This is a genomic window from Streptomyces sclerotialus, assembly GCF_040907265.1.
Taxonomy (GTDB): Bacteria; Actinomycetota; Actinomycetes; order Streptomycetales; family Streptomycetaceae; genus Streptomyces; species Streptomyces sclerotialus.
Genome location: NZ_JBFOHP010000002.1, coordinates 8108705 through 8129904 on the forward strand (window position 1 = coordinate 8108705; position 21200 = coordinate 8129904).

Below are 21200 nucleotides of genomic sequence, written 5' to 3' on the forward strand. Positions count from 1 at the left end.
CCCGGCCACTCAGGCGTCGGGGTCGAGCAGATCGCCGACCCGCCAGCCGTTCAGGTCGTATTCCTCCATGCATTCCTCCGCGAAGCCCTTGTAGTGGTCGACGAGGCCGGACGCCTGCTGGGCGACCAGCAATTCCGTGCGGACATTCTCGTGATTCCCCGAGTAATTCCGCTCGTACAGCTCGTGCCGGCCCGCGAACTCCGTCCCGACGGAGTCCCAGATCAGCTTCATCAGCTTGACCCGCTCCACCGCATCGGAACCGGAGGAGCCCCGCACATACTTGTCCAGATACGGGCGCAGTTCCGGTTCCTGGAAATCCTTGGCGTGCGAATTGAGATAGATCAGCGCACTTCCCAGGTCTTGGTGGATGATTTCGCGTACCCGCGGATACCCCAGGGTCATGAACCAGCGGTACGCCATGCCGTAGTCGAGGTTGGGCATCACCGAGCCGTTCCGCCAGGTGTCGGGATTGTGCGCCATGGCGTCGCTCAGTCCCCAGAAGAGGTTCCGCCAGGCCAGCACCTCGCCGACCCGAGTCTGGATGCCGCGGAAGTCCTTGGTGCCGGTCATCTCGACGCCCTTGAGCAGGAGCCCGGCCAGGAAGTCCAGCTTGACCGCGAGCCGGGTGACGCCGTGGAAGGTGGACCGGTGCATGAACCCGGACGCCGACAGGAACGTCGCCGCCTTGGCCTGGTCACCGTAGATGAACACGTTCTCCCACGGCACCTTCACCTTGTCCAGGATGAAGATCGCGTCGTTCTCGTCCAGCCTGCTCGACAGCGGGTAGTCGAAGGGGCTGCCGACCCGGTCCGCCGCCATGGCGTACGACGGCCGGCAGATGAGCTTCACCCCCGGCGCATCCATGGGCAACGTGCACACCAGCGCGAACTCCCGCTTGCGCACGGGAAGTCCGTAGTGCGCCAGGAAGTTGTAGTGGGTCAGGGCCGACCCGGTGGCGACCACCTTGGCGCCGCTGACGATCAGGCCGTCGTCGCGCTCCTGCTCGACGTGCACGAACACATCGCCCACCTCGTCGGGCGCCTTGCCACGGTCGACCGGAGGATTGATGATCGCGTGGTTCCAGTAACTGACCCGCTCCTGCGCCTCGGTGTACCAGCGGCGGGCGTTGTCCGCGAAATCACCGTAGTAGTCGGGGTCGACGCCGAGGGTGGCGAGGAATCCCGCCTTGTAGTCGGGGCTGCGGCCCAGCCACCCGTAACTCATGCGCGCCCAGGCCGCAATGGCGTCGCGGTCGCCGACCAGATCCGCCGCGGAGCGTGGCACCCGGAAGAAACGGTGGGTGAAGCCGCCGTTTCCGGTGTCGGTCGGCGCGGTGAGCACGGAGGCGCGCTGCGGGTCGTGCAGGGCGTCGTACAGGCGGGCCGTCATGCGCGCGGTGTTGCGGAATGCCGCATGCTTGGTCACATCGTCCACCCGCTCGCCGTACGCCCAGATCTCCCGGCCGTCGCGGATGCTCTCCAGGTACTCGTCGCCCGTGTACGGCATCCGGGCGGGGGCGTGCGGCTGCTGCTCCGCCTGGGGCCCCTGGGGTCGGACCTGTTCGGCTGTCATGTCTGCCTTTCCATGGTCTGTCTAGTCGTTGGCGGCGAACTGCGGTCCGCTGGTGGGGTCATCCAGCGACCAGGCCCAGGCGGTGTCGGTGGGCTGTCCGGCGAGGTCGGGGAACGCGCCACGGAAGAACAACAGCGGCCGGCCCCGGTGGGCAGCGAACTCCCGCACCCGCCCCACGACCAGCAGGTGGTCGCCGCCGTCATAGGTGCGCCACGGCTCGCAGCGCAGGTGTCCCACGCCGCCGCCCAGCCGGGGGGCTTCGGTGTCCTCGTCGATCCACGGAACGGTGGCGGGAGCCGTCGAGCCGGCGAAGTGCATCGCCAGGTCCCGCTGGCCGTGGGCCAGGATGTTGATGGTGTACGGGCCCGCTGCCACGTGGGCGGCGCTGCGGCTACGGCGGTCCAGAGCGACGAGGACCAGCGGGGGGTCCAGCGAGACCGAGGTGAAGGAGTTGACGGTCGCGCCGTTGAGGAAGTCGCCCCGCCGGTAGGTCACCACCGTGACGCCGGTGGCGAAATTGCCCAGAAACGTGCGGAGCGCGCGCGGGGAGACCGCCTCCCGTGCTGTGCCGTGCGCGGTGCTCGTGCTGCTAGCGGCTGCCATGGGCGAACTCTTCCTCGTACGTGTGGTGCGGTGCGTCGTCGGCCGTGGACAGCGCGTCGGCCAGCAGGGCGCGGAGGATGGCCGGCCCGTCGTCGGTCAGGAAGGACTCGGGATGGAACTGGAGCGTCGCCAGGTTCCGGCCCCGCAGGCCGATCACTTCCTCGTCGGTACCGTGCACGATGCGCACAGGGCCCCGGCCGAAGGCCGTCTCTTCGACGACGTCCTGTGGTGTGACGGCGGTGTAGCTGTTGTAGAACCCCGCGCTGTACCACCGTCCGTGCAGCCACACCTTGCGTCTGCGGCCCTGGTTGGGCCGCGGCAACCGCACGAGGGGGACCCCCAGGAGGTGGCACACCAACTGGTGCCCGAGGCAGACGGCGGCCACAGGCAGACCGGGGCGGCCGAGCAGGGCACGGGCGGTCTCCCGCAGGCGGGTGATCTTCTCCCCGCGCACATCGGTGGGATCGCCCGGCCCGGGGCCGAGCAGCACGAGGTCGTGGCCGGTCTCCGTGGCCGGCCCGGCGGCCAGTTCCGCGGCCGCATGCCAGGGGACGACCGACACCCGATTGCCCAGGGCGCGCAACTGGTAGCCCAGCATGGCGGTGAAGGCGTCCTCGCCGTCGACGATCAGCACCGAGCGCGGGTCGTCGTCCGTCACGCGGCGTCGGCCCTCGTGCGAGCCGAGCCAGAAGGCGGACATGCCGGCGTTCCTGGCGCGCAACTCCTCCGCCACCGCCGGGGACACCTCCGTGCCCGCGACCGGGGCCTCGACGGGACTCGTGCGACCGGCCTGGCCGACACCGGTGAACCGGCTCAGCAGGGAGGCCGCCTTGGCCGAGGTCTCGGCGGTCTCCGCGTGCGGGCGGGAGTCGCGTACCACGGTCGCCCCGGCCGTCAGCCGCATCGTTCCGTCGGCGCGGATGTCGGCGGTCCTGATGAGGATGGCGGAGTCGAGCCTGCGTTCCCCGCCCTCGCCGGTGGAGGCCAGCGCGATGACGCCGCTGTAGTAACCGCGCCCGTCCGGCTCGTACCGAGAGATGACCCGGCAGGCGTTCTCCAGCGGGCTGCCCGTCACCGTCGGGGCGAACATCGTCGTGCGCAGGATGTCGGTGAACGAGCGACGGGAGCGGCCTTCGAGGAAGTACTCGGTGTGCGCGACGCGTGACATCCGCCGCAGCGCGGGTCCCGACACCCGCACTCCGCCGTGGCACAGCTCGGCCATCATTTTCAGTTCCTCGTCGACCACCATGTACAGCTCGTCGGCCTCCTTGGGGTCCTTCAGGAAGGTCAGCAGCCCGTCCTCGTCCGGCCCCTGCTCCCCGTAGCGATAGGTGCCGCTGATGGGATTCATCCGCACGGTGTCGCCGTCGACACGCACGTGCTGTTCCGGGGTGCTCCCGATCAGGTAACGGTCGCCGGTGTACACGAGGAAGGTCCAGTACGCGCCCCTCTCGCCGGTCAGCAGCCGCCCCAGCACGGCACGAGCGGTGCCGTCGCCGAACCCGTCGAGGCGGGCCCTGAGGCTGCGGGCCAGCACGAAGTTGGCGCCCTCGCCCGTGCCGATCTCGTTCTCCACGATCCGCTGGACGGTATGCGCGTAGGCGTCGTCGTCACGGTCGAAGTCCACCGGGCCGAGGGCGGGCGGCCGGCCGGGCAGGTCCTCCAGCAGTGCCGCGAGCGGGACCGAGGTGTGCTCGGCCACCTGCATCACCAGCAGTGGTTCGCCGTCGTCCGGGCAGGCGTAGCCGCGTTCGGCGATCTGGCGGTACGGCATCAGCACGAGCCGTTCGCAGCCGTCGCCTTCCAGCGTCACTTCATCCAGACTCCGGGCCTCGTGCATCGGACCCACCAGCACCTCGACCCGGTCGCCGGCACCGCTCCCGGGACGGTGCAGCAGCGCGTAGGGAGTGCCCGGGCCCGGGAGGCTCGACGCAGTGGTCATGTCCTCTCCCCGCTTTCCAGGGCGTCCAGCACCGCACCGGCCGGCGGGACCACGGCGCAGGTGCGCGCGGCCTGCCGCAGCGCCGTGCGGTGCTCCTCCGGGCCGAAGTCGGCCACCGCGTCGCCGACGAGGAACACCTCGATGTCGTGGCTGAACGCCTCCACCGCGGTGGCGAGACAGCCCACGTGCGCGTACACCCCGCAGATCACCAGTTGGTCGCGGCCCGCCGCGCGCAGCCGGTCCAGCAGGTCGCTGCGGAAGAACGCGCTGTAACGCCACTTGGTCAGTACCGTGTCGCCGGGGGAAGGCGCCAGTTCCGCCACGACGGAGCGCTGCTCCGGCGTGGCGTCCATGCCGGGGCCCCACACGTCCGCCAGCAGTCCGCGGTCACGCGCGGACATCGAGCCGGGCTGCGCTGTGTAGAACACCGGCATCCGGTGCCGGGCCGCGGCGGCCTTGAGCGCGGTGGTGTTGGCCAGCAGGGAGCGGTAGGGATCGGTCGTGTGGTCGTAGAAGCCGAGGAAGTAGCGCTGCATGTCGTGGACGAGCAGCGCGGCGCGGTCGGGGCTGACCCGCCAGTGCGCGCGGCCGGCGGGCAGCTGTTCCGGCATGGGCATGGCGTACGACTGCACGGAGATGGCCTGTGAGGCGGTGGTCGTGGTCATGCCGCACCCAGCGCCGCGCCACCGTCGACGGCCACCGTCGCGAGCGTGATGTGGCTCGCCTGAGGTGAGAGCAGGAACGCCACCGTGTGGGCGATGTCGTCCGGCACTGCCACTTTGCCCAGCGGTATGCCGACCCGAAAGGCCGCAGGGTCGCCTTCCAGCGTGGCCGCGCGGTCCTGGTCACCGGACCACATCGAACGCAGCATCGGGGTGTCGGTGGACCCGGGGGCGACCACGTTGCAGCGGATCCCCAGCGGGCCGAGCTCCAGCCCCAGGGAGAGAGTCAGCATCTGCGAGGCCGCCTTGGAGGCCGCGTAGGCCCCCATGTGGGCCCGTGGCACCCGCGCGGCGTTCGAGGCGATGGTGACGATGGCTCCGGACCGGCGCTCCTTCATACGGCGAGCCACGGCGCGGCCGGTGTAGAAGACGCCGGTGGTGTTCACCGCAAGGGTGTGGTGCCAGGCCTCGTCGTCGTAGTCGGTCAGCTCACCGGTGTGCAGGACGCCGGCCGCGTTGACCAGTGCGGAGATCGGTCCCTGGTGCTCCTCCACCGCGCGGACGGCCTCCTCCACCTGGTCGCGCGAGGCGACGTCGGCGACGTGGAGAGAGCAGGCGCCGTCCGGTGTGGTGCGGCCGGGCCGGGGCGCCGCACCATGGGCGAGTTTCTCGGCGACCGGCTCCAGCGCCTTGTGGTCGCGGTCGAGCAGGGCCACCCGGTCACCGCGCTCGGCCAGACGGGCGGCCACGGCGGCGCCCATACCACCGGCCGCACCGGTCACGAGCGTCACCCCATCGTGTCGAGCTTGGTGTCGCACAGTCGGTCCTCCTTCGCTGTTTCCGCTGCGGATTTCCTGGGCTGCCAGTGGGCGCAGGCGGCGACGGCCTGCATGAGGTTCAGCCGCGGATCGCACAAGGTCTGGTAGGCGCCGCCCTGGCCGGGCACGATGCCCGCGCCGTCGCACTCGGATATCTCGTTCGGCGAGGTCTCCAGGTGCAGCCCGGCGCAGACCCCGCCGCCCGCCTGGACCACGGACACGAACAGCCGGATCTCGTCCATGATTTCGTCCAGCCTGCGGACCTTCAGGCCGTTCTCGCCGCGCGTGGTGTTGCCGTGCATGGGGTCGCACATCCACAGCACCGGATACCCTGCCTCGCGCACGGCCCGTACCAGCGGCTCCAGCCGTTCGATCCTGCGCGCGCCGAAGCGGGCGACGAACGTGAGCCGGCCCGGCGCGCGGCCGGGGTCGAGCACCGAGCACAACCGCAGCACCTCGTCCACGGTGGCGTCGGCGCTCACCTTGCAGGCCACGGGGTTACGCAGCGAGGCGAGCAACCGCACGTGCGCGCCGTCGGGCTGCCGGGTGCGCTCGCCGATCCACGGCCAGTGCGTGGAAGCCAGGTAGTGTCCGCCGTCCCCGGCCGGCCGCACCAGCGGTACCTCGTAGTCCAGAACCAGTGCCTCGTGGCTCGTCCAGATCCGTTCGGTGTCCGCGGCCCCGTCGCCGCGCCCGAGGTCGTCGACGGCGGACAGCACACTGCGGGCGAGGTCGCGGCAGCGCACGAGACGGCGGGGATCGGGGACCCTGGCCGCGGCGTAGGGCTCGGGACTGTTGACCATCGTGCCGCGGTACACCGGCAGCGTGTGGCCCCGGTGTTCCTCGTAGGGCTGGGAGCGGGGCTTGGCGAACTGCCCGGCCATGCGACCCACGGTGAGCATCGGCCGCCCGGACCCGACCCGCATGATGTCGGCCAGGACGTCGAGCATCTCGACCTTGCGGACCACGTCGTCCGCGCCGCATTCGGCCGGGTCCTCCGCGCAGTCTCCCGCCTGGAGGATGCAGAACTCTCCGGTCGCGGCGCGGGCCAGCAGGTCGCCGAGGTGGCGCACACCGTCCCAGCCGACGAGGGCGGGGCCGGCCCGCACCTCCTCCCGCGCCGCGGCCAGCTGTAGGGGATCCGGCCACTGCGGCTGTTGCGCGGCCGGCCGCTCGGTGGCGTCCAGGACGGCGGCACCGGCGGTGGGAAAATAAGGGAATGCTTCCATGACGGGCCTTTGTCGTAGGGGATGAGCCGGGCGCGGGGGCGGCGCGAGCACGTCGCTCAGCTGCTCAGCTCACCCGTGACCTGGAAGTACGAGATCATCGCCCGGAAGTAGCCGGCCGAGATCTCCGGATAGCACAGCCCGGCGCGCTGAAGCAGCGCCGTGGTGTGCGCGTTGTCGTACACGTTCTCGCCGAGTTCCAGCGCGCCTTCGCGCAGGAGCGGTACGGCGGCGGCCAGGGCGTTGTCGCCGGTGGTGAGCGCCGCGTCCTCCAGGGCGCGCACCCATTCGCCGGCTGCCACGTCCAGCAGCGGATACCCACTGTCCCGGATCGCGGTGTGAATCACCTCGAACGGCACACCGTCCGGGTGGAACAGGTGCCGTACGCCGCCGGTGGCGGTGTGGTCCCGGGAGAGGGCGACGACCGCCTTCGCCACGAAGTCCACCGGCAGCAGTTCGCTGGTGACGTTCTTGGGTTCGGGGGCGCGGCCCAGTTGGATGAAGCTCTTGATCTGGCGCCACAGGAAGTCTTCGGCCTGGCAGGCACCGGTGGCGCTGTCGGCGCCGATGCGTCCGATGCGGTAAACGGTGACCGGCAGACCGCGTTCGGCGGCGGTCAGGGCGAGGCGTTCGGCGACCCACTTGCTCTGGGTGTAGCCGATGCTCAGTGCCTGGTGCTCCTCCGGCACGCAGTCCTCGGTGATGACGCCCGGGTGCCCGGCGGGGGAGAACACGGCCAGGGTGGACATGTGGTGCACGGGCTTGACCACGCCGCGCGTCGCGAACTCCAGTACGTTCAGTACGCCACCCACGTTGTCCGGCTTCACCGAGGCGTAGGGCGCTACGAAGTTGATGCGCGCCGCGGCGTGGTAGACGGTGTCGACGCCGGCCGCCAGGGCGTCGTAGGCGTCGTCGGCCAGACCGAACCGCGTACGGGACACGTCACCGGGGACGGCCGTCACCCGGTCCGGGGTCAGGGTGTCCGCGAAGCCGTACGCCGTCGCGGTGGCCCGCAGGCGCTGCCAGGCGGCGTGTTCGTCCGTGGCGCGCACCAGACAGTGCACGCGGCACGGCGTGGCGGTGAGCAGCTCGCGCAGCAGATAGCCGCCGAGGAAACCGGTGGCACCGGTCAGCAGGACCTCCCGGGGCCCGCTCGTCGCGATGGTGTCGTGGGCACCCGCCGTCGCCGAGGCGCCGATATGACCGGGCAGGATCGCATCGGAAAGGAGATCGGGTACGGACAGTGCCGGGCCCGCGTCGTCGTCGCCGTTCAGCAGCCGGTCGATCCTGGCGGCCATGCCGGAGACAGTGGGGTCTTCGAAGAGCGTGCGCATCGGCACATCGACCCCGTAGGCCTGCCGCAGACGGTAGATGAGCGCGGTGGCGAGGATGGAGTGCCCGCCGAGGGCGAAGAAGTCGTCGTCCGCGCCGACCTGGCCCGTCTTGAGGACGTCCGCCCATACGCGGGCGATCTCCCGCTCGCGCTCCGTGGCCGGTTCGCGCCGGGTGGAGGACGGCTCGTCCGTGACGAACAGCGACGGGAGCGCCTTGCGGTCGATCTTGCCGCTCGGGGTCTTGGGAATGCGGTCCAGACGCACCAGCGCGGAGGGGAGCATGTAGTCCGGCAGGCGGCCGCCGAGCCCACGCCGCACGGTGGCGACGTCCAGGGGCTCTTCGGTCACCACGAATCCCACCAGCCGGGTGTCGCCGGGGCCGTAGGCGATGGGGGCGACGGCTGAAGCGGTGACGGACGGGAGCGCGGTGAGCGCCGACTCGACCTCGGCCGGTTCGATGCGGTACCCGCGGATCTTGATCTGCCCGTCCGTCCTGCCCAGGTACTCGAACTCCCGGTTCCGCGTGACGCGCACCAGGTCGCCGGTCCGGTACAGCCTGCCGCGCCCTGACGGGTCGAAGGGGTCGGGAAGGTAGCGGGCCTCGGTCTCCTCGGGACGGTTGTGGTACCCGGGAGAGATGACGTCACCACCGATGTACAGCTCACCGGGAACGCCTTCGGGCACGAGATTCATCCGCTGGTCCAGGCAGAGCAGCTTCAGGCCCGGGATGCCGGCGCCGATGGGCGGCGCGTCCGGCCAGTCCGCCGGCTGCCGGGAGAGTGTGTGGGAGGTGGCGAGGTGGGTTTCCGAGGGCCCGTACATGTTGAGCAGCCGGGCGCGGGGATGACGGGTGAAGAACTCGCGGATCTGCGGTGTCACGGTGAGCTGTTCGCCCACCGAGGCGACCTCGACCAGCCCGTCGAGCACCCGGTCCGACCTGGCGGTGACCGCCGCGAGCTGGTGCACGGCGATGTACGGCAGGTACATCCGGCCGATGCGTTCGCGGGCGATGAAGTCCGCCAGCCGGTCCAGGTCGGTGCGCAGTTCCTCCGGTATCAGCACGAGCGTCCCGCCCGCGCACAGGGTGCCGAGGATTTCCATCAGCGAGACGTCGAACGACAGCGACATGTACTGCAGCGTCCGCGTCCACGCACCGCAGGGGGACAGCGCCGTCTGCGCGGCGACGAGGTTGGCGATGGTGCCGTCGTTGATGACGACGCCCTTGGGCAGGCCGGTCGAGCCGGAGGTGTAGATGACGTAGATCTCGTCGTCGGTGCCTTTGCGGCGGCCGAGGTCCTGGTCGTCCTCGGGTCGCTCCGGACCGGAGGGCACGTCGCGGCCCATCACGAACCGGTCCGCCTCCGCGGGCAGGTGAGGCGCGTCGTCGTCGGTCACCACCAGCCGCACGTCGGCGTCATGGAGCATGAAGGTGACGCGGTCGGCGGGGTAATGGGGGTCGAGCGGCACGTAGGAGGCGCCGGTCTTGAGCACGCCCAGCAGTCCGGCGATCTGGTCGACGGAACGGTCGAGATGGAGGGCGACGCGCTGCCCGGGCCGGGCGCCACGAGCGATCAGTGCACGGGCTGTCCGATTGGCGCGCGCATTGAGCTGACGGTACGTCAGTGACGTGCCTCCGCACTCCAGTGCCGTCGCATCCGGCGTACGGGCCACCTGGGCCTCGAAGAGTTCGGTCACCGTCCGGTCGGCCCGTGTCTCGGCGGTGCGGTCGCACCAGCCCAGCAGCTGCCGGCGGTCGGCCTCGTCGAGCAGCCCGATCCCGCCGATCGCGGCACCGGGGCGCTCCACCAGCGCGTCGAGGACGTGCAGGAAGTGACGGCTCATCGCACGCACGGTGTCCCGGTCGAACAACGCGGTGTCGAATTCGAAGATGCCCTGCAGGGTCGCGCCGTCCTGCTCCACGACCAGCGTCAGGTCGTACTTGGCGCTGTGACTCACGTACAGGTCCAGGTCGACGTCGAGCCCGAGCCGCTCGAGGGAACCGGTACCGGAACTCGGCATGACGAACGTCGTCTGGAACAGCGGGGAGTAGCTCTGGCTGCGCTGTGGGTCCGCCCGCTCCACCACCTTGTCGAACGGCGCGTCCCGGTGCGCGAGTGCCCCGGTGACCTCCCGCGCGACCTGCCGGAACAGCTCACTGCCGGTCATGCCGTCGGCCAGCCGGTGCCGGGTGGGCACCATGTTGACGTAGTAGCCGATGGCGTGCCGGGTCTCGTCGGTGTCGCGCAGCGAGACCGGCGTGCCGATGCAGATGTCCTCCTGCCGCGTGTATGCGTGCAGGAAGACGCAGTACGCGCTCATCAGCAGCATGAACGGTGTGACGCCCTCCTCCGCCGCCCGGGCCTGGAGCCGCCGGCACAGCTGTGGGGGGATGCCGAACCGCAGCACCTCGCCGTCGTGGGAGGCGACGGCCGGCCGCGGCCGGTCCAGCGGCAGGTCCAGCAGGGGCAGCGGACCACGCAGCCGTTCCTCCCAGTAGGAGAGGTGGTCCTCCAGCACGGCCGGGGTGAGCGTCGCCTGCTGCCGGCGGACGAATTCCCGGTACTGTGCGGGCTCCGGAGTGGGGCCGGGCGCTGCACCGGTTGCCGCCTCCTGGTAGGCACTGAGCCAGTCGGTGAGGAAGACGCCCGCCGAGGCCGCGTCGAAGACGATGTGGTGGACGTTGCACACTACATGGGTGGTCCCGTCGTGATGGCGTACGCAGCAGACCCGCAGCAGGGGCCCTTGCGTCAGGTCGAACCGGGTCCGTGCGACCTCGCGGACCAGTTCCCGCAACCGCTCCTCGTCCCGGCTCTCCCGTACCGAGAAGTCGAACCGGGCGGTGTCCGCGATGTGTTGGCGCACAGCACCGTCCTCGACGGCGAAGGTCGTACGCAGGGCCTCGTGCCGCGACACCACCGTGCGCAGGCTCTGCCGCAGGAGCTCGGTGTCCACCGGGCCGTTGAACCGCACCACGAAGGGCGCGTTGTACGCCGCGGGGTTGGCGGAGAACTGGTCGAGGAACCAGATGCCCGCCTGACCGTGCGAGGCAGGGAGCGAGCCCTCCGGCCCGTACGCCACGTCCGGTGTCGCGGCCGTGTCCCCGTCGGCACCGTTCGCCACCTCGGTGGTGTCTGCCTCGTGTGCCGCGCGCTCCCGCTCGATGAGCGCCGCGACCCCCCGCACGTCGCCGTGGCGCAACACCTCGTGCGGCGTCACGTCGAGGGCGAACACCGCCCTCAGCGTCTCCGCGAACCGGACGATCTCGGGCGAGGCGGAGGAGTGCCCGGTGAAGGGGGCGGCCACCGTGCTGTCGGCATCGCCCGTGACGTCCTGCCAGATCCGCAGGACCACACCCTCCAGGATGGTGTCCATCAAGTCGCGCCTTCCAGGTGTCTGAGTGAAGCGGGAATGCGGCGGGGCAGCGCTCGGCCGGCCGGGGCAACCGGGCGACCGGGCGTGCGCTCGGTCAGTGAGGCAGGCCGGAGGCGCGCTTCTCCTCGATGTAAGCGGCGAGCTTGCGCACGTCCCCGTGCCGGAAGATCTCCTCGGCGCTCACCTTGACGGCGAGCACCTTCTCCAGGGTCGAGGCGAGTTGCACGAAGTGCAGTGAGTTGCCGCCGTGGCCGAGGAAGGGGTCATCCGCCGCCACCTCCGAGTCACCGATGATGTCCCGCCAGACCTGCAGGACCACGCCTTCCAACGGGTTCGCCATGGGGTTCGCACGCTTCCTTTCCTTGACGTCGTCCGGCTCGCTGAGCGCGGAACGGTCGGTTTTTCCGTTCACGGTGGTCGGCATCCGGTCGAGGTGGTGGTACGCCGACGGGACCATGTAGTCCGGCAGTTCGGCCATGAGCGCCGTGGTCAGCGTGACGGCGTCCAGGGCCTTGCCGGTGCGGGTGGTGTAGAAGGCGACGAGGCGCGCCTCGCCGTCGTCGTCGCGGAACGGCTTGACCACGGCCTGGTCGATCGCGTCGACCGTCCTGAGCGCCAGTTCCACCGCACCGGTCTCCACCCGGTAACCGCGCACCTTGACCTGGCCGTCGCCCCGGCCGGTCACGACGATGTCGCCCTCGGGCGTCGTACGGGCGCGGTCCCCGGTCCGGTACAGCCTCGCCCCGGTGTCCGGGGAGGTGAGGAACCTGCCCTCGCCGAGCGCGGCGTCCACGTACCCCAGGGCGAGTCCCGCACCGGAGATGACCAGTTCACCGGGCTCACCGGGCGCGCAGGGTGCCAGCCGTTCGTCCACCACCGCCATCTCCACGAGAGGCAGGGGCTTGCCCACGGGCACCGGTCCGGTGTCGCTGAGGGCTTCGGGGTCCACCGGGAACAGCGCCGAAATGGCGGAGTTCTCCGTGCAGCCGTAACCGTTGAAGATCTTCGCGGACGTGTCGCGGGCGGCGCGCCGCAGGTGGCGCGGTGACGGGAAGTCACCGCTGACGAATACCGCCCGCAATTTCGCCAGCGCCTCCAGCTCGTTGTCGACCAGCAGGTTGAACAGTCCGCCCGGCAGGCTCAGCACCGTGACGCCGTGCTCCTCGACGGCCTGCCGGACGCCGCTGAGGGAGGGCAGGCCGGGCGGCAGGACAGCGAGCTTCGCGCCGTTGAGGAACGTCAGCCAGACCTCGTTCATCGAGGCGGCGAAGGAAGGTGCGGCCTGTTGCAGCAGGCAGTCCTCCTCGGTGAGGGAGAGGCCCGGCACCGGGAGGGCGAGACGCGTAAGTCCCCGGTGCGCGAGGCGCGTGCCCTTCGGCCTGCCGGTGGAACCGGAGGTGTACAGCACGAAGGCGGTGTCCTCCGGGTCCGCTACGGGTTCAGGGTTGTGTGCGGCCAACTGCGCGGCGCACCGCAGTAGTTCGTCGTCGGTGACAGCGTCCACGCCGGGCCAACGGGACGGGTCGGGTGCCCGGTCGCCGGCTGCCGGACCCTGGTGGACAACCAGGCGGACGCGGGCCTCGGTGACGATGTGGTCGATCATCTGGCGCGGATGCGAGGGGTTGAGCGGCACGACGTGGCCGCCCGCCTTGAGGACCGCGAGCATGGCCACGTACAGCCCGGCCGACCGGTCGAGATGCAGGCCGACGGCCGCACCCGGTGCCACGCCGCGGCGCGCCAGTTCGCGGGCGGCTTGGTTCGCCAGGGAGTTCAGGCGCGCGTACGTCAGCGAGTCACCCTTCGGCGGTCCCTCGGCGAGCGCGGTACGGTCACCGTGTCGTGAGACGATTCGCTCGAACAGCGTGGGCAGCGATTCGAGCGGTTCCAGCGCTTCATCTGCGGACATGCAAGACGCCCTCCATTGACCCGTACGAGGAACGGCGAGCGTGGTCCCCCGTTGGTGTAAGAAGCGGAAAAAGTGCCCGTGCCTCGGCGGAGGCGCCCTGGCAAGCGGGATGGTTTCCGAACAGAAATCATCATGGTGTGGCCCCAAAAGAGCTGTCAAGCAAACGAATCTGAACAGCGGGCGACGCTCATCTCCGCTGCGGTACGCGGCGTCGAAGGCCCGGGTGCGCGCTGGGGAAGGCGGCGCGCGGAGCAAGGGAACGCCACGTGAACCGCGTCATTTCGCCTGGTAGCAGGGTGTGCGGAGATGCCGTGGGTGCGGAGGACGCCACCTCGCGCCGAGGCGCGCCCGGTGTTCCGGGCGACGAGAGGCCGGCCGCCGGGTGACCGCACGCGGGCCGGTGCGTTTCCTCCACCTCGCGCGGCAAAGGCGCGACGGCAGGACAGGAATGGGCGGCCGAGAACCGGTCGGGGTGCGCAGTACGCCAAAAAGCGCCCGCCGCGCCGACGCCCCGTTTCCGCCGCGTGGGCAGGCAGGAACTCAAGGCGTCGGCGCGGCGGTACTGTCGGCCGCGGCGGGTCAATCCGCCACGTCGCCGCGGGCCTCCACCTGCGTGGCGAATTCGCTCCAGACGGCCGCGCACGCGCGGGCGGCCTCGGCAATGGCCTCCGCGCAATGGGTGGGTACGCTGGCCGCCGCCCGGTCCAGTTCCGTGGCGCCGGAGCAATTGGTGTCAAGAAGCCGCAACAGCACGCGCCCCACCTCGCTGTGGCGCAGCGACGGGTCCCTGCGCAGCTTCTCCAGGGTCGAGATGGGGATTGCGGGAGGCCGTCCCGGACCGGCCGGCCGCGTGGACCGTACGACCTCCGTGCGTTCGCACGTTCCCGCCGGGAGCTCCTCCCGGTTCGGTACCGCGGTGGAAAGGGGTGAGCGATGGGTGACGAGCGGCGAAGCGGGGCTCACCGGACGCGGCGCGGCCTCCGCGGGGCGTCCTCGTCGCCGCTCAGGCACCGGATCCTGATTGCTGTCGAGGCGTCTGCGCACGTCGCGTGCGGTACCCAGGGAGACGCCCGCTTCGCGGGATATCTGGCGCAGGGAGGCGCCGGGATGAGCGGCGATCACTCGGGCGGCGCGTCTTCTGCCTTCGGCCGGATCGACCGGACGCACTCGGCCGTCCCGGCCGACACGGGCGTTCGACTGGGGAACGTCCCCAGTTGAACGGTGGCGGATGCGGGCGACCGTCTTCGTCGCCAGTCCGGTGGCCGCCGCGATGGACCGGTCCGACCACTGCGGATGCGTGGTGAGGATGCGGGTCGCCGCGGCCGTGCGGTCGCCGCGGGACAACGGCAGGCCGTGTCGGGCGTTGAGCCGGACAGCGAGCACGAACGCGTCGTGCTCCGTGCCCTCGAAGAAGCGGACAGCGATGACCGTGTCACCGCGTAGGGCGGTGGCTCTGAGCCGGTGCATGCCGTCGATGACCCGCATCGTCTGCCGATGGACGACGACGGGAGGGAACGGATCCGGTGATTCGGCGAGGAGCAGTATGCGTTCCCTGTCCTCACCTCCGAGTCTGGGGGAATCGCCAGGTAGTAATTGGGCGATGGGAATGTTTTCCGTGTCGGGGCTGACCGTTATGCAATCCGTTTGACTCAAGGCTTCGCCCATCATAAAGCCTCCCTTGTCCGGATCGAAGAAATCTCCGGAGGTATTCCGTTGTGCAGCGGGGGGTGGCGCTCGACAGTCGGGGAAGAACTTCGGGAAGAATGCCGGCGGTCGGAACCGCGGATACTGTACAACCCGGTCACAGCATCCGGAAGGATACCTAACAGTTGGAGCCCTCCCCGCGGTTGTCGCGGGAAAAGGAAGCGCGAGCAGGGCGACGACGACCGCGGGGCCCACCCGGTGCTGCCCCTGGAGCCTGCGTACACGCTCTCGCCGCCCTCCCGACTCCTCACGGTTCCCGAAGGCATGACGCGGCCTCCGGCCTCCCCAACGCCCCTGCTCCGCGGTCGAGTTCCCGCACAAGGTCAGTGACCTGCCGGGGCACCGAAGGATTGCACTGAAGCGAACACGCGGTCACGGCGCATTATTCGGCAGGCAACGGGACACCCGACGACGAAAGGTTCGTGCCTCTGTTCGCTCATGGCCGTCACCGGTATCCCGCCCGGTGTCCGGTCCGGGCACGGACGACCGTTCGTGCCGATTATGGTGACCGTTCCGGCTGGGGCGGAGGACTGTTCGGCCCGGTACGGGAAACTGTTCGGTCCGGAACGGAAGGCCATTCCGACCGGGCGTGGCGACCTTTCCAGCTGAGGTGGGGCCCATTCCGGCCGGGACCGTTCCGGTTGGGGGTGACTGTTCGGTCCAGGGCCGTGACCGTTCCGACCCGGGGGAGGTGACCGTTCCGGCCGTCTTTGGGGACCGTTCGGGGCGGAAAAGGTGACCGTTCCGGCCGCGCGGCGAGGCACCGTACTCCGACCGGCCCGGCGGATGCCGACGGCCTTCGGCCCCGGCGGCGGCCACTCGCAGGGGCTCAAGGGCGGTGTTCGCCACGAACTGTGCCAGGCGCGTTCGGACGCGCCCACCCTGCTCATCCACGGCCGCGACGACCGCGTCGCCCCGGCCTCTTCGTGGCGCGACGTCATGAGTTGACTGATCAGGCGTGGGTAATGGCCGAGCCGTTGCCGGCTCCGTCTCGGATGGGTCGGTCGGCGCGGACCGCAGGCAGGTGAGGAACGGGACCCCGTGGAAGCTGTCCACCTGAACTGCCTGGCGGGACCTGCCCAGGTACAGATGCCCCCATCAGGGTGGTTCCGGCTGGATCCCGTGGTAGTGGGTCGCCTGACGTCAGGCGACGGCGCATTGTGACTCACGATGCTGCGGATGCCCGCCGAACCGATGCTCGGACAGCCCGTCGGCACCTTCGCCCTGCCGACGAACTGGGCGGCGGAGCCGAAGTGGGACGGGGAAGCCGAGGCGCGCCGATCAGCGCGTGGAACCGCGCCCCGACGGCGTGCGAGGCCATCGACATCGCCGGAAGGGGGAGAAGCCCGCGATCCGGTCGGGCCCGTACTCGCGCAGCGTGTGCACATGGGCCGCCGCCGCGATCTCCCACGCCTCGTCCCAGCCGATCCGTACCAGGCCGCCCTTGCCGCGCGCCGCCTGGTACCGGCGCCGCTTGTCCGGATCGCCGGTGATCTCCGTCCAGGCGGCCACCGGGTCGCCGCCCAGCCGCTGCTTCGCCTCCCGGAACATCTCCACCAGCACACCGCGGGCATGCGGACAGCGCACGCGGGTCGGCGAGTACGTGTACCAGGAGAACGACGCGCCGCGCGGACAGCCGCGCGGCTCGTAGTCCGGCCGGTCCGGGCCCGCCGAAGGGTAGTCGGTCGCCTGCGTCTCCCAGGTGATCAGCCCGTCCTTGACGTACACCTGTCACGAACACGACCCGGTGCAGTTCACTCCGTGCGTGCAGCGCACCACCTTGTCGTGCGCCCAACGCTCGCGGTACGGCCGGTCGTTGCCATGCTGGTCGGTGCGGAAGGCCGCCCGGCCGTCCGAGGTCGCCGGCAGCCGCCGCAACAACGTCCCGGCCGCCGGCAACCGTTCGGCCGCATCCGAGACGGCCCGCTCCGCCTTGGCCCTGCCACGCCTCACGCCATGGACTCCCCTCGGAGATCGACCTGACCACGGCCGCTCCGGTCATTGCTCCGGGGGACTGCCACTGATACGGGACAGGTCGGCCGGAAGAGGCTGCCGAGGCCGGGGCGATGACACAGGCTCTCAGCCGTGGAACGTCGTGGTCGCCTCCAGCGTGGCCCGCCCGGTCGTGAGGCGGTTGACCGCAGCGGTCGCTTCGGCGTAGCCGAAGGAGACCCCCACCAGTAGCTTTCCTCCGGTGACACCGAGTTCACCGCGTACCGTGTCGGCATAGAAGCTCAGCAGTCCCTGCGGGCAGCTGTCCACGCCGTACGCGGTCATCGCCAGCAGCAGTGTCTGCATGTAGGCGCCGACATCCGCGGCCAGCCGGGCCCCGGCATTGTCGGGGGCGAACAGGAACGCGACGTGCGGTGCCCCGTAGAACCGCAGGCTCTCGGCATCGTAGGCCGCACGGGCCGCACGGTCGTCGCGGCCGATGCCCAGCGCCCCGTAGAGCTCGGCGCCGAACGCGGCCCGTCGGTCCTGGTGCACCTCCGCGTACATGTCCTCGCTGTACGCGTAGTCGACCGACGTGCGCCCCTCGGCGTGTGCCGCCTCCAGCGCGTCCGCCAGCCGGTCACGCACCGCCCCGCTCACCACCTCGACCTGCCACGGCTGCGCGTTGGAATTGGACGGTGCCGCGCCGGCCAGCGAGAAGACCGCACGCATCGTCTCCTCGGGGACGGCCTCGGGCCGGAACGCACGCGTCGCTCGACGGCCACGGATCAGCTTCTCCGCATGGCCACTCAGCTCAGTGGGGTGGGACGGGCACAGGCTCATGGATCACTCCTCGACGACAGCACGTCAAGTAAACGAGAGCGTTTACTTGAGTCCCGACCCTAACGTCCGGCCCGCCGGAAGTAAACGCCCGCGTATACTTGCCCTGTGAGTGCGACGACTACGGAGACCGAACGACGAGGGCGCGGCGGACGCGGCGGACGCGAACGCATCCTGGCGGCGGCCGCCCAGCTGTTCGCGCAGCAGGGCATCAACGCCACCGGCATGGAGCAGGTCGCGGAGGCGGCGCCGGTGTCCAAACGCACCCTCTACGCCCATTTCCGGACCAAGAGCGACCTGGTCATCGCCCACTTGCGGGAGCTGTCCGCCGCCGGACGGACACTGGAGGGCGTACTCACCCGCGACGACCTGCCCCCGCGGGAGCGCCTGCTCCGGCTGTTCGACCATCCGGCGCCGGAGGCGAGTCCCGTACGCGGGTGCCCGTTCGTCGACGCCGCGGCGGAATTCCCCGACCCGGACAGTGCGATCCACTCGTACGCGCGCGAGCAGAAACTGCTGATGGTGCACCTCGTCACCGCGCTGGTGACGGAACTGGGCGCCGCCGACCCCACCGCACTCGCCGAGCAACTGGTCACCCTCGCGGACGGAGCGGCCAGCCGCGCGATGGTGCTCGGTGAGGCGGACTACGGCCGGCACGCACGGGCAGCCGCGGAGATCCTCCTCGCACACGCTCTGCCGAAGTCGAGCTGACAGCCCCGAGGAGCGGAAGGAACGACGACGCCGGGGTGCCGAAACCGCTCGGCACCCCGGCGTGACCTCGAGGGCGAGGAGAGCGGAGGGACTAGTTCAAAGAGGAATGAGAAGGAAGTCCTTCCATGGCCTCGCCAGACACAACGTCAACGGTCAGCCGGGGATCAGAGCACGCGGATGCTCCGGGGTGACCGTCACGGAGTCCGGGTGCAGCCCGTCCGGGCGCTGCATGCCGATGTACGTGACGGGGCCGTCCGGCACCGTCACACCGTCCCACAGCGTGGTGGCCGTGGCGCGCTCGGCCAGCAGACCGGTGAGGCGGCGGACCGTGCGGTACTCGCGCTCGACGATGCCACGCAGCAGCGTGGCGACCGACACCCGGTTCTCCTCGACCCGGTTGGCGTGCGGATCGCCCCGCAGGTACAGAGGGAGCCACCTGGCACGCCAACGGCCGTCGCTCCCGCGCAGGAAAGCCAATGGCAGTGCGACCCTGCCCGGCCCGCGCAACTCCGACTTCATCCGCACGGTGCGCGGCCTCGAAAGGACGGCCCCGCTACGCGGCATCGCGCAGCATGAAACCGAAGAACGACTCCTCGACCGCCTCGAAGCCCTCGCCCGCGTAGATGTTGACCTGCGGCACGATGAAGGTGCCGCGCACGGTGTCCAGCCGCGGGTCGATGAACTCCGAGGCGCCGTCGGGCGCCTCCGTGACGTCGCCGGAGTGCTCGCCGCCGACCTCCGTCAGGGCGGTGTACGACAGCCGGCAGACGGCCGCGTGATCGGCGTCGAGCAGCACCGCCGACAGGTCGTAGTCGGTGCGGCAGCTCCGCTGCTTCCAGTGGACGAAGAAGCGCAGCAGTTCACCGTCGACGGGGGAGAGGGAACCACGGGGCAGTACGCCGAACCCGCCGGTCGTCGCCCGGCCGCTCAGCGGGAGCGCGACATCGAGGATGCCGGGGTCGATGAGCAGGTGCCCCGGCTCCGGGAGGCGGCGCCGCGTCTCGGCGTCCAGGACGTCGATGCGGCGCTTCCGCTCCGCGAACTCCTCGTGCGCGGCCGGCATCTCGGCGTACGTGTGCGGATACGTGCCGTACGAGGGCAGGGTCAGCAGGTCGGCCACACCGGTACGGAGCTGCGCGAGGGTGCCCTCACGCGAGGCGTCGTCGGCGAGCGCCTCGGCGATGCACCGCGTCCAGAAGTCGAACGTGTCCGGCACGTCGGCCGGGAAGCCGAGGAAGTAGACGTTGTGCTCAACGTGGTCGCCGACGGTCTCGCGGACGCTGTCCAGCGTGCGTACGGCGGTGTCGGCGACGGCCGCCTCGGAGAGCCCCGACAGCCGCTCCAGCAGATCCGCCGAGAGCTGGAAGCCCACGGACATCAGCGCGGCGTCGAACCGCAGCGCCGCGACATCACCTTGCCCGGCTGGCCCGCAAGGGGCGGGCAGGCGGTGCGTGTGCCGGATGACCAGGGATTCGAGAGGGTGCACCATCTCGGCATGATCGCGAACGACGCGCGGCACCGCATGCGAGTGTCCGCACGCGGCGGCCGGTCGCGGTTTGTCACAGGCGCTCAGTGCAGGGTGGACACCCGCGTACGAAGGAAGTCCAGCAGGACGGTGTTGAAACGCTCGGGCTGCTCGGCCCCGGGCAGGTGCCCGGCGCCCTCGATGACACTGAGCGTGGCGTGCGGAACGAGACGGCCGATGGCCTCCGCCTCGGCGACCGGAGTGTAGACGTCGTCCGCGCCGACCACGATCAGTGTGGGAACCACGACGGCGGCGAGGGTCTCCCGATAGTCGGGCCGCTCCGCCCGCCCACGCAGTGCGGCCGCGGCGCCCCGGGGATCGGTGGCACGCATCATGCCGAGCACGCGTGCGGCCACGTCGGGGAGGGCGGCGACGTTGTACGAGGCGAGCATCTTGTCGATGACCTCGCCCGCGTAACCGTCCATGCCCTCGGCGAGCAGCCGGTCGGCGAGGCTGTTGCGGAACTCCTTGCCCTCGGCCGTCTCGGCGGAGTACGAGGTGTCGGACAGGAGGAGCGCGCGTACCCGTCGCGGGTAGCGGCGGTGGAACTCCATGGTGATCTGGCCTCCCATGGACACGCCGCCGATGACCACGCGCTCGATGCCGAGATGGTCCAGGAGGCCGGCGATGTCGTCCGCGAAGCAGGAGAGGAGCACCTTGCCGGGCGTGACACTGCTGTCCCCGTAACCGCGCAGATCGGGGGTGATCACCCGGTACCCGGCCGCCGCGAGCGCCTCGGCCTGCGGGGTCCACAGCGTGCGGTTGAACGGATGCCCGTGGACCAGTACGAACGGCATGCCGTCCGCCGGGCCCAAGTCGTCGTAGGAAAGCGTGGCGTCGTTCACCGTCACGCGGTTCATCGGGCCCCCTGGTGTCGCGTTCGTCGGCACTGTGGCGGCAACATACGGCTCCCGTGATCGTTTGATCAAGCGGATAACCGGCTCGCGTGGAGCGGCGGAACCACATCAACGGCCGCTGGTCAGCTCATGATCCGAATACGCTGGTGGCAGTGCCGGCCGATTCCTCCCCGAACACGCCCCGTCCCCACTCCCT

General features: G+C 70.4%; 13 protein-coding genes and 2 pseudogenes. 2 read left to right on the forward strand and 13 right to left on the reverse strand.

The annotated features are described in order from the left end of the window. Window positions 1-9 precede the first annotated feature (9 nt). The 9 genes from AAC944_RS35700 to AAC944_RS35740 form a co-directional block, all read right to left on the reverse strand. Window positions 10-1572, reverse strand: a complete 1563-nt coding sequence (locus tag AAC944_RS35700; protein WP_078888930.1) for a 4-hydroxyphenylacetate 3-hydroxylase family protein — start codon at window positions 1570-1572, stop codon at window positions 10-12. Window positions 1573-1593: 21 nt separating this feature from the next. After that, the gene (locus AAC944_RS35705; RefSeq protein ID WP_051872338.1) at window positions 1594-2175 is read right to left on the reverse strand and encodes a flavin reductase family protein; all 582 of its coding nucleotides are present in this window, start codon (window positions 2173-2175) and stop codon (window positions 1594-1596) included. Then, a complete protein-coding gene (locus tag AAC944_RS35710; RefSeq protein ID WP_051872339.1) occupies window positions 2162-4117 on the reverse strand; it encodes a chorismate-binding protein in 1956 nt (651 codons plus the stop codon). The genes AAC944_RS35705 and AAC944_RS35710 overlap by 14 nt, the downstream gene beginning before the upstream one ends. After that, complete coding sequence (locus tag AAC944_RS35715) at window positions 4114-4782, reverse strand: isochorismatase family protein (RefSeq protein WP_078888931.1); 669 nt, start codon at window positions 4780-4782, stop codon at window positions 4114-4116. The genes AAC944_RS35710 and AAC944_RS35715 overlap by 4 nt, the downstream gene beginning before the upstream one ends. After that, complete coding sequence (locus AAC944_RS35720; RefSeq protein WP_490368279.1) at window positions 4779-5570, reverse strand: 2,3-dihydro-2,3-dihydroxybenzoate dehydrogenase; 792 nt, start codon at window positions 5568-5570, stop codon at window positions 4779-4781. The genes AAC944_RS35715 and AAC944_RS35720 overlap by 4 nt, the downstream gene beginning before the upstream one ends. Continuing rightward, window positions 5567-6826, reverse strand: coding sequence for a 3-deoxy-7-phosphoheptulonate synthase (locus AAC944_RS35725; protein WP_063760022.1), 1260 nt, complete (start codon window positions 6824-6826; stop codon window positions 5567-5569). Before AAC944_RS35725 ends, AAC944_RS35720 begins: the two co-directional genes overlap by 4 nt. A gap of 56 nt (window positions 6827-6882) precedes the next feature. Further along, window positions 6883-11529, reverse strand: coding sequence for a non-ribosomal peptide synthetase (locus tag AAC944_RS35730; protein WP_051872340.1), 4647 nt, complete (start codon window positions 11527-11529; stop codon window positions 6883-6885). Between the two features lie 94 nt (window positions 11530-11623). Further along, window positions 11624-13435, reverse strand: coding sequence for a non-ribosomal peptide synthetase (locus tag AAC944_RS35735; RefSeq protein ID WP_051872341.1), 1812 nt, complete (start codon window positions 13433-13435; stop codon window positions 11624-11626). 579 nt (window positions 13436-14014) lie between these two features. Next, entirely contained in the window at window positions 14015-15103 is a 1089-nt protein-coding gene (locus tag AAC944_RS35740) for a ParB N-terminal domain-containing protein (protein WP_078888932.1), read from the reverse strand. Window positions 15104-15925: 822 nt separating this feature from the next. Here AAC944_RS35740 and AAC944_RS35745 point away from each other — a divergent pair. Further along, entirely contained in the window at window positions 15926-16087 is a 162-nt protein-coding gene (locus tag AAC944_RS35745) for a hypothetical protein (RefSeq protein WP_196943317.1), read from the forward strand. A gap of 316 nt (window positions 16088-16403) precedes the next feature. Here the strand turns inward: AAC944_RS35745 and AAC944_RS35755 are convergent. Together AAC944_RS35755 and AAC944_RS35760 are read right to left on the reverse strand one after the other, a co-directional pair. Further along, window positions 16404-17008, reverse strand: a pseudogene (locus AAC944_RS35755) (molybdopterin-dependent oxidoreductase); the annotation flags it as partial. A gap of 210 nt (window positions 17009-17218) precedes the next feature. Beyond that, the gene (locus tag AAC944_RS35760; protein ID WP_030623037.1) at window positions 17219-17914 is read right to left on the reverse strand and encodes a nitroreductase; all 696 of its coding nucleotides are present in this window, start codon (window positions 17912-17914) and stop codon (window positions 17219-17221) included. A 105-nt stretch (window positions 17915-18019) separates the two neighbouring features. Between AAC944_RS35760 and AAC944_RS35765 the strand changes: the two genes are divergently transcribed. Continuing rightward, complete coding sequence (locus AAC944_RS35765; protein ID WP_030623039.1) at window positions 18020-18622, forward strand: TetR/AcrR family transcriptional regulator; 603 nt, start codon at window positions 18020-18022, stop codon at window positions 18620-18622. A 153-nt stretch (window positions 18623-18775) separates the two neighbouring features. Here AAC944_RS35765 and AAC944_RS35770 read toward each other — a convergent pair. Continuing rightward, window positions 18776-20111 (reverse strand): annotated as a pseudogene (locus AAC944_RS35770) (TerD family protein). Window positions 20112-20191: 80 nt separating this feature from the next. Continuing rightward, window positions 20192-21007, reverse strand: coding sequence for an alpha/beta fold hydrolase (locus tag AAC944_RS35775; protein ID WP_030623041.1), 816 nt, complete (start codon window positions 21005-21007; stop codon window positions 20192-20194). Window positions 21008-21200: the final 193 nt, after the last annotated feature.

Coding starts and splice junctions, on each gene's coding strand:
- AAC944_RS35740 (WP_078888932.1), bottom strand. CDS start 15,103: ATGATGGGCGAAGCCTTGAGTCAAACGGATTGCATAACGGTCAGCCCC.
- AAC944_RS35730 (WP_051872340.1), bottom strand. CDS start 11,529: ATGGACACCATCCTGGAGGGTGTGGTCCTGCGGATCTGGCAGGACGTC.
- AAC944_RS35710 (WP_051872339.1), bottom strand. CDS start 4,117: ATGACCACTGCGTCGAGCCTCCCGGGCCCGGGCACTCCCTACGCGCTG.
- AAC944_RS35705 (WP_051872338.1), bottom strand. CDS start 2,175: ATGGCAGCCGCTAGCAGCACGAGCACCGCGCACGGCACAGCACGGGAG.
- AAC944_RS35715 (WP_078888931.1), bottom strand. CDS start 4,782: ATGACCACGACCACCGCCTCACAGGCCATCTCCGTGCAGTCGTACGCC.
- AAC944_RS35760 (WP_030623037.1), bottom strand. CDS start 17,914: ATGAGCCTGTGCCCGTCCCACCCCACTGAGCTGAGTGGCCATGCGGAG.
- AAC944_RS35745 (WP_196943317.1), top strand. CDS start 15,926: ATGCCGACGGCCTTCGGCCCCGGCGGCGGCCACTCGCAGGGGCTCAAG.
- AAC944_RS35725 (WP_063760022.1), bottom strand. CDS start 6,826: ATGGAAGCATTCCCTTATTTTCCCACCGCCGGTGCCGCCGTCCTGGAC.
- AAC944_RS35775 (WP_030623041.1), bottom strand. CDS start 21,007: ATGAACCGCGTGACGGTGAACGACGCCACGCTTTCCTACGACGACTTG.
- AAC944_RS35700 (WP_078888930.1), bottom strand. CDS start 1,572: ATGACAGCCGAACAGGTCCGACCCCAGGGGCCCCAGGCGGAGCAGCAG.
- AAC944_RS35735 (WP_051872341.1), bottom strand. CDS start 13,435: ATGTCCGCAGATGAAGCGCTGGAACCGCTCGAATCGCTGCCCACGCTG.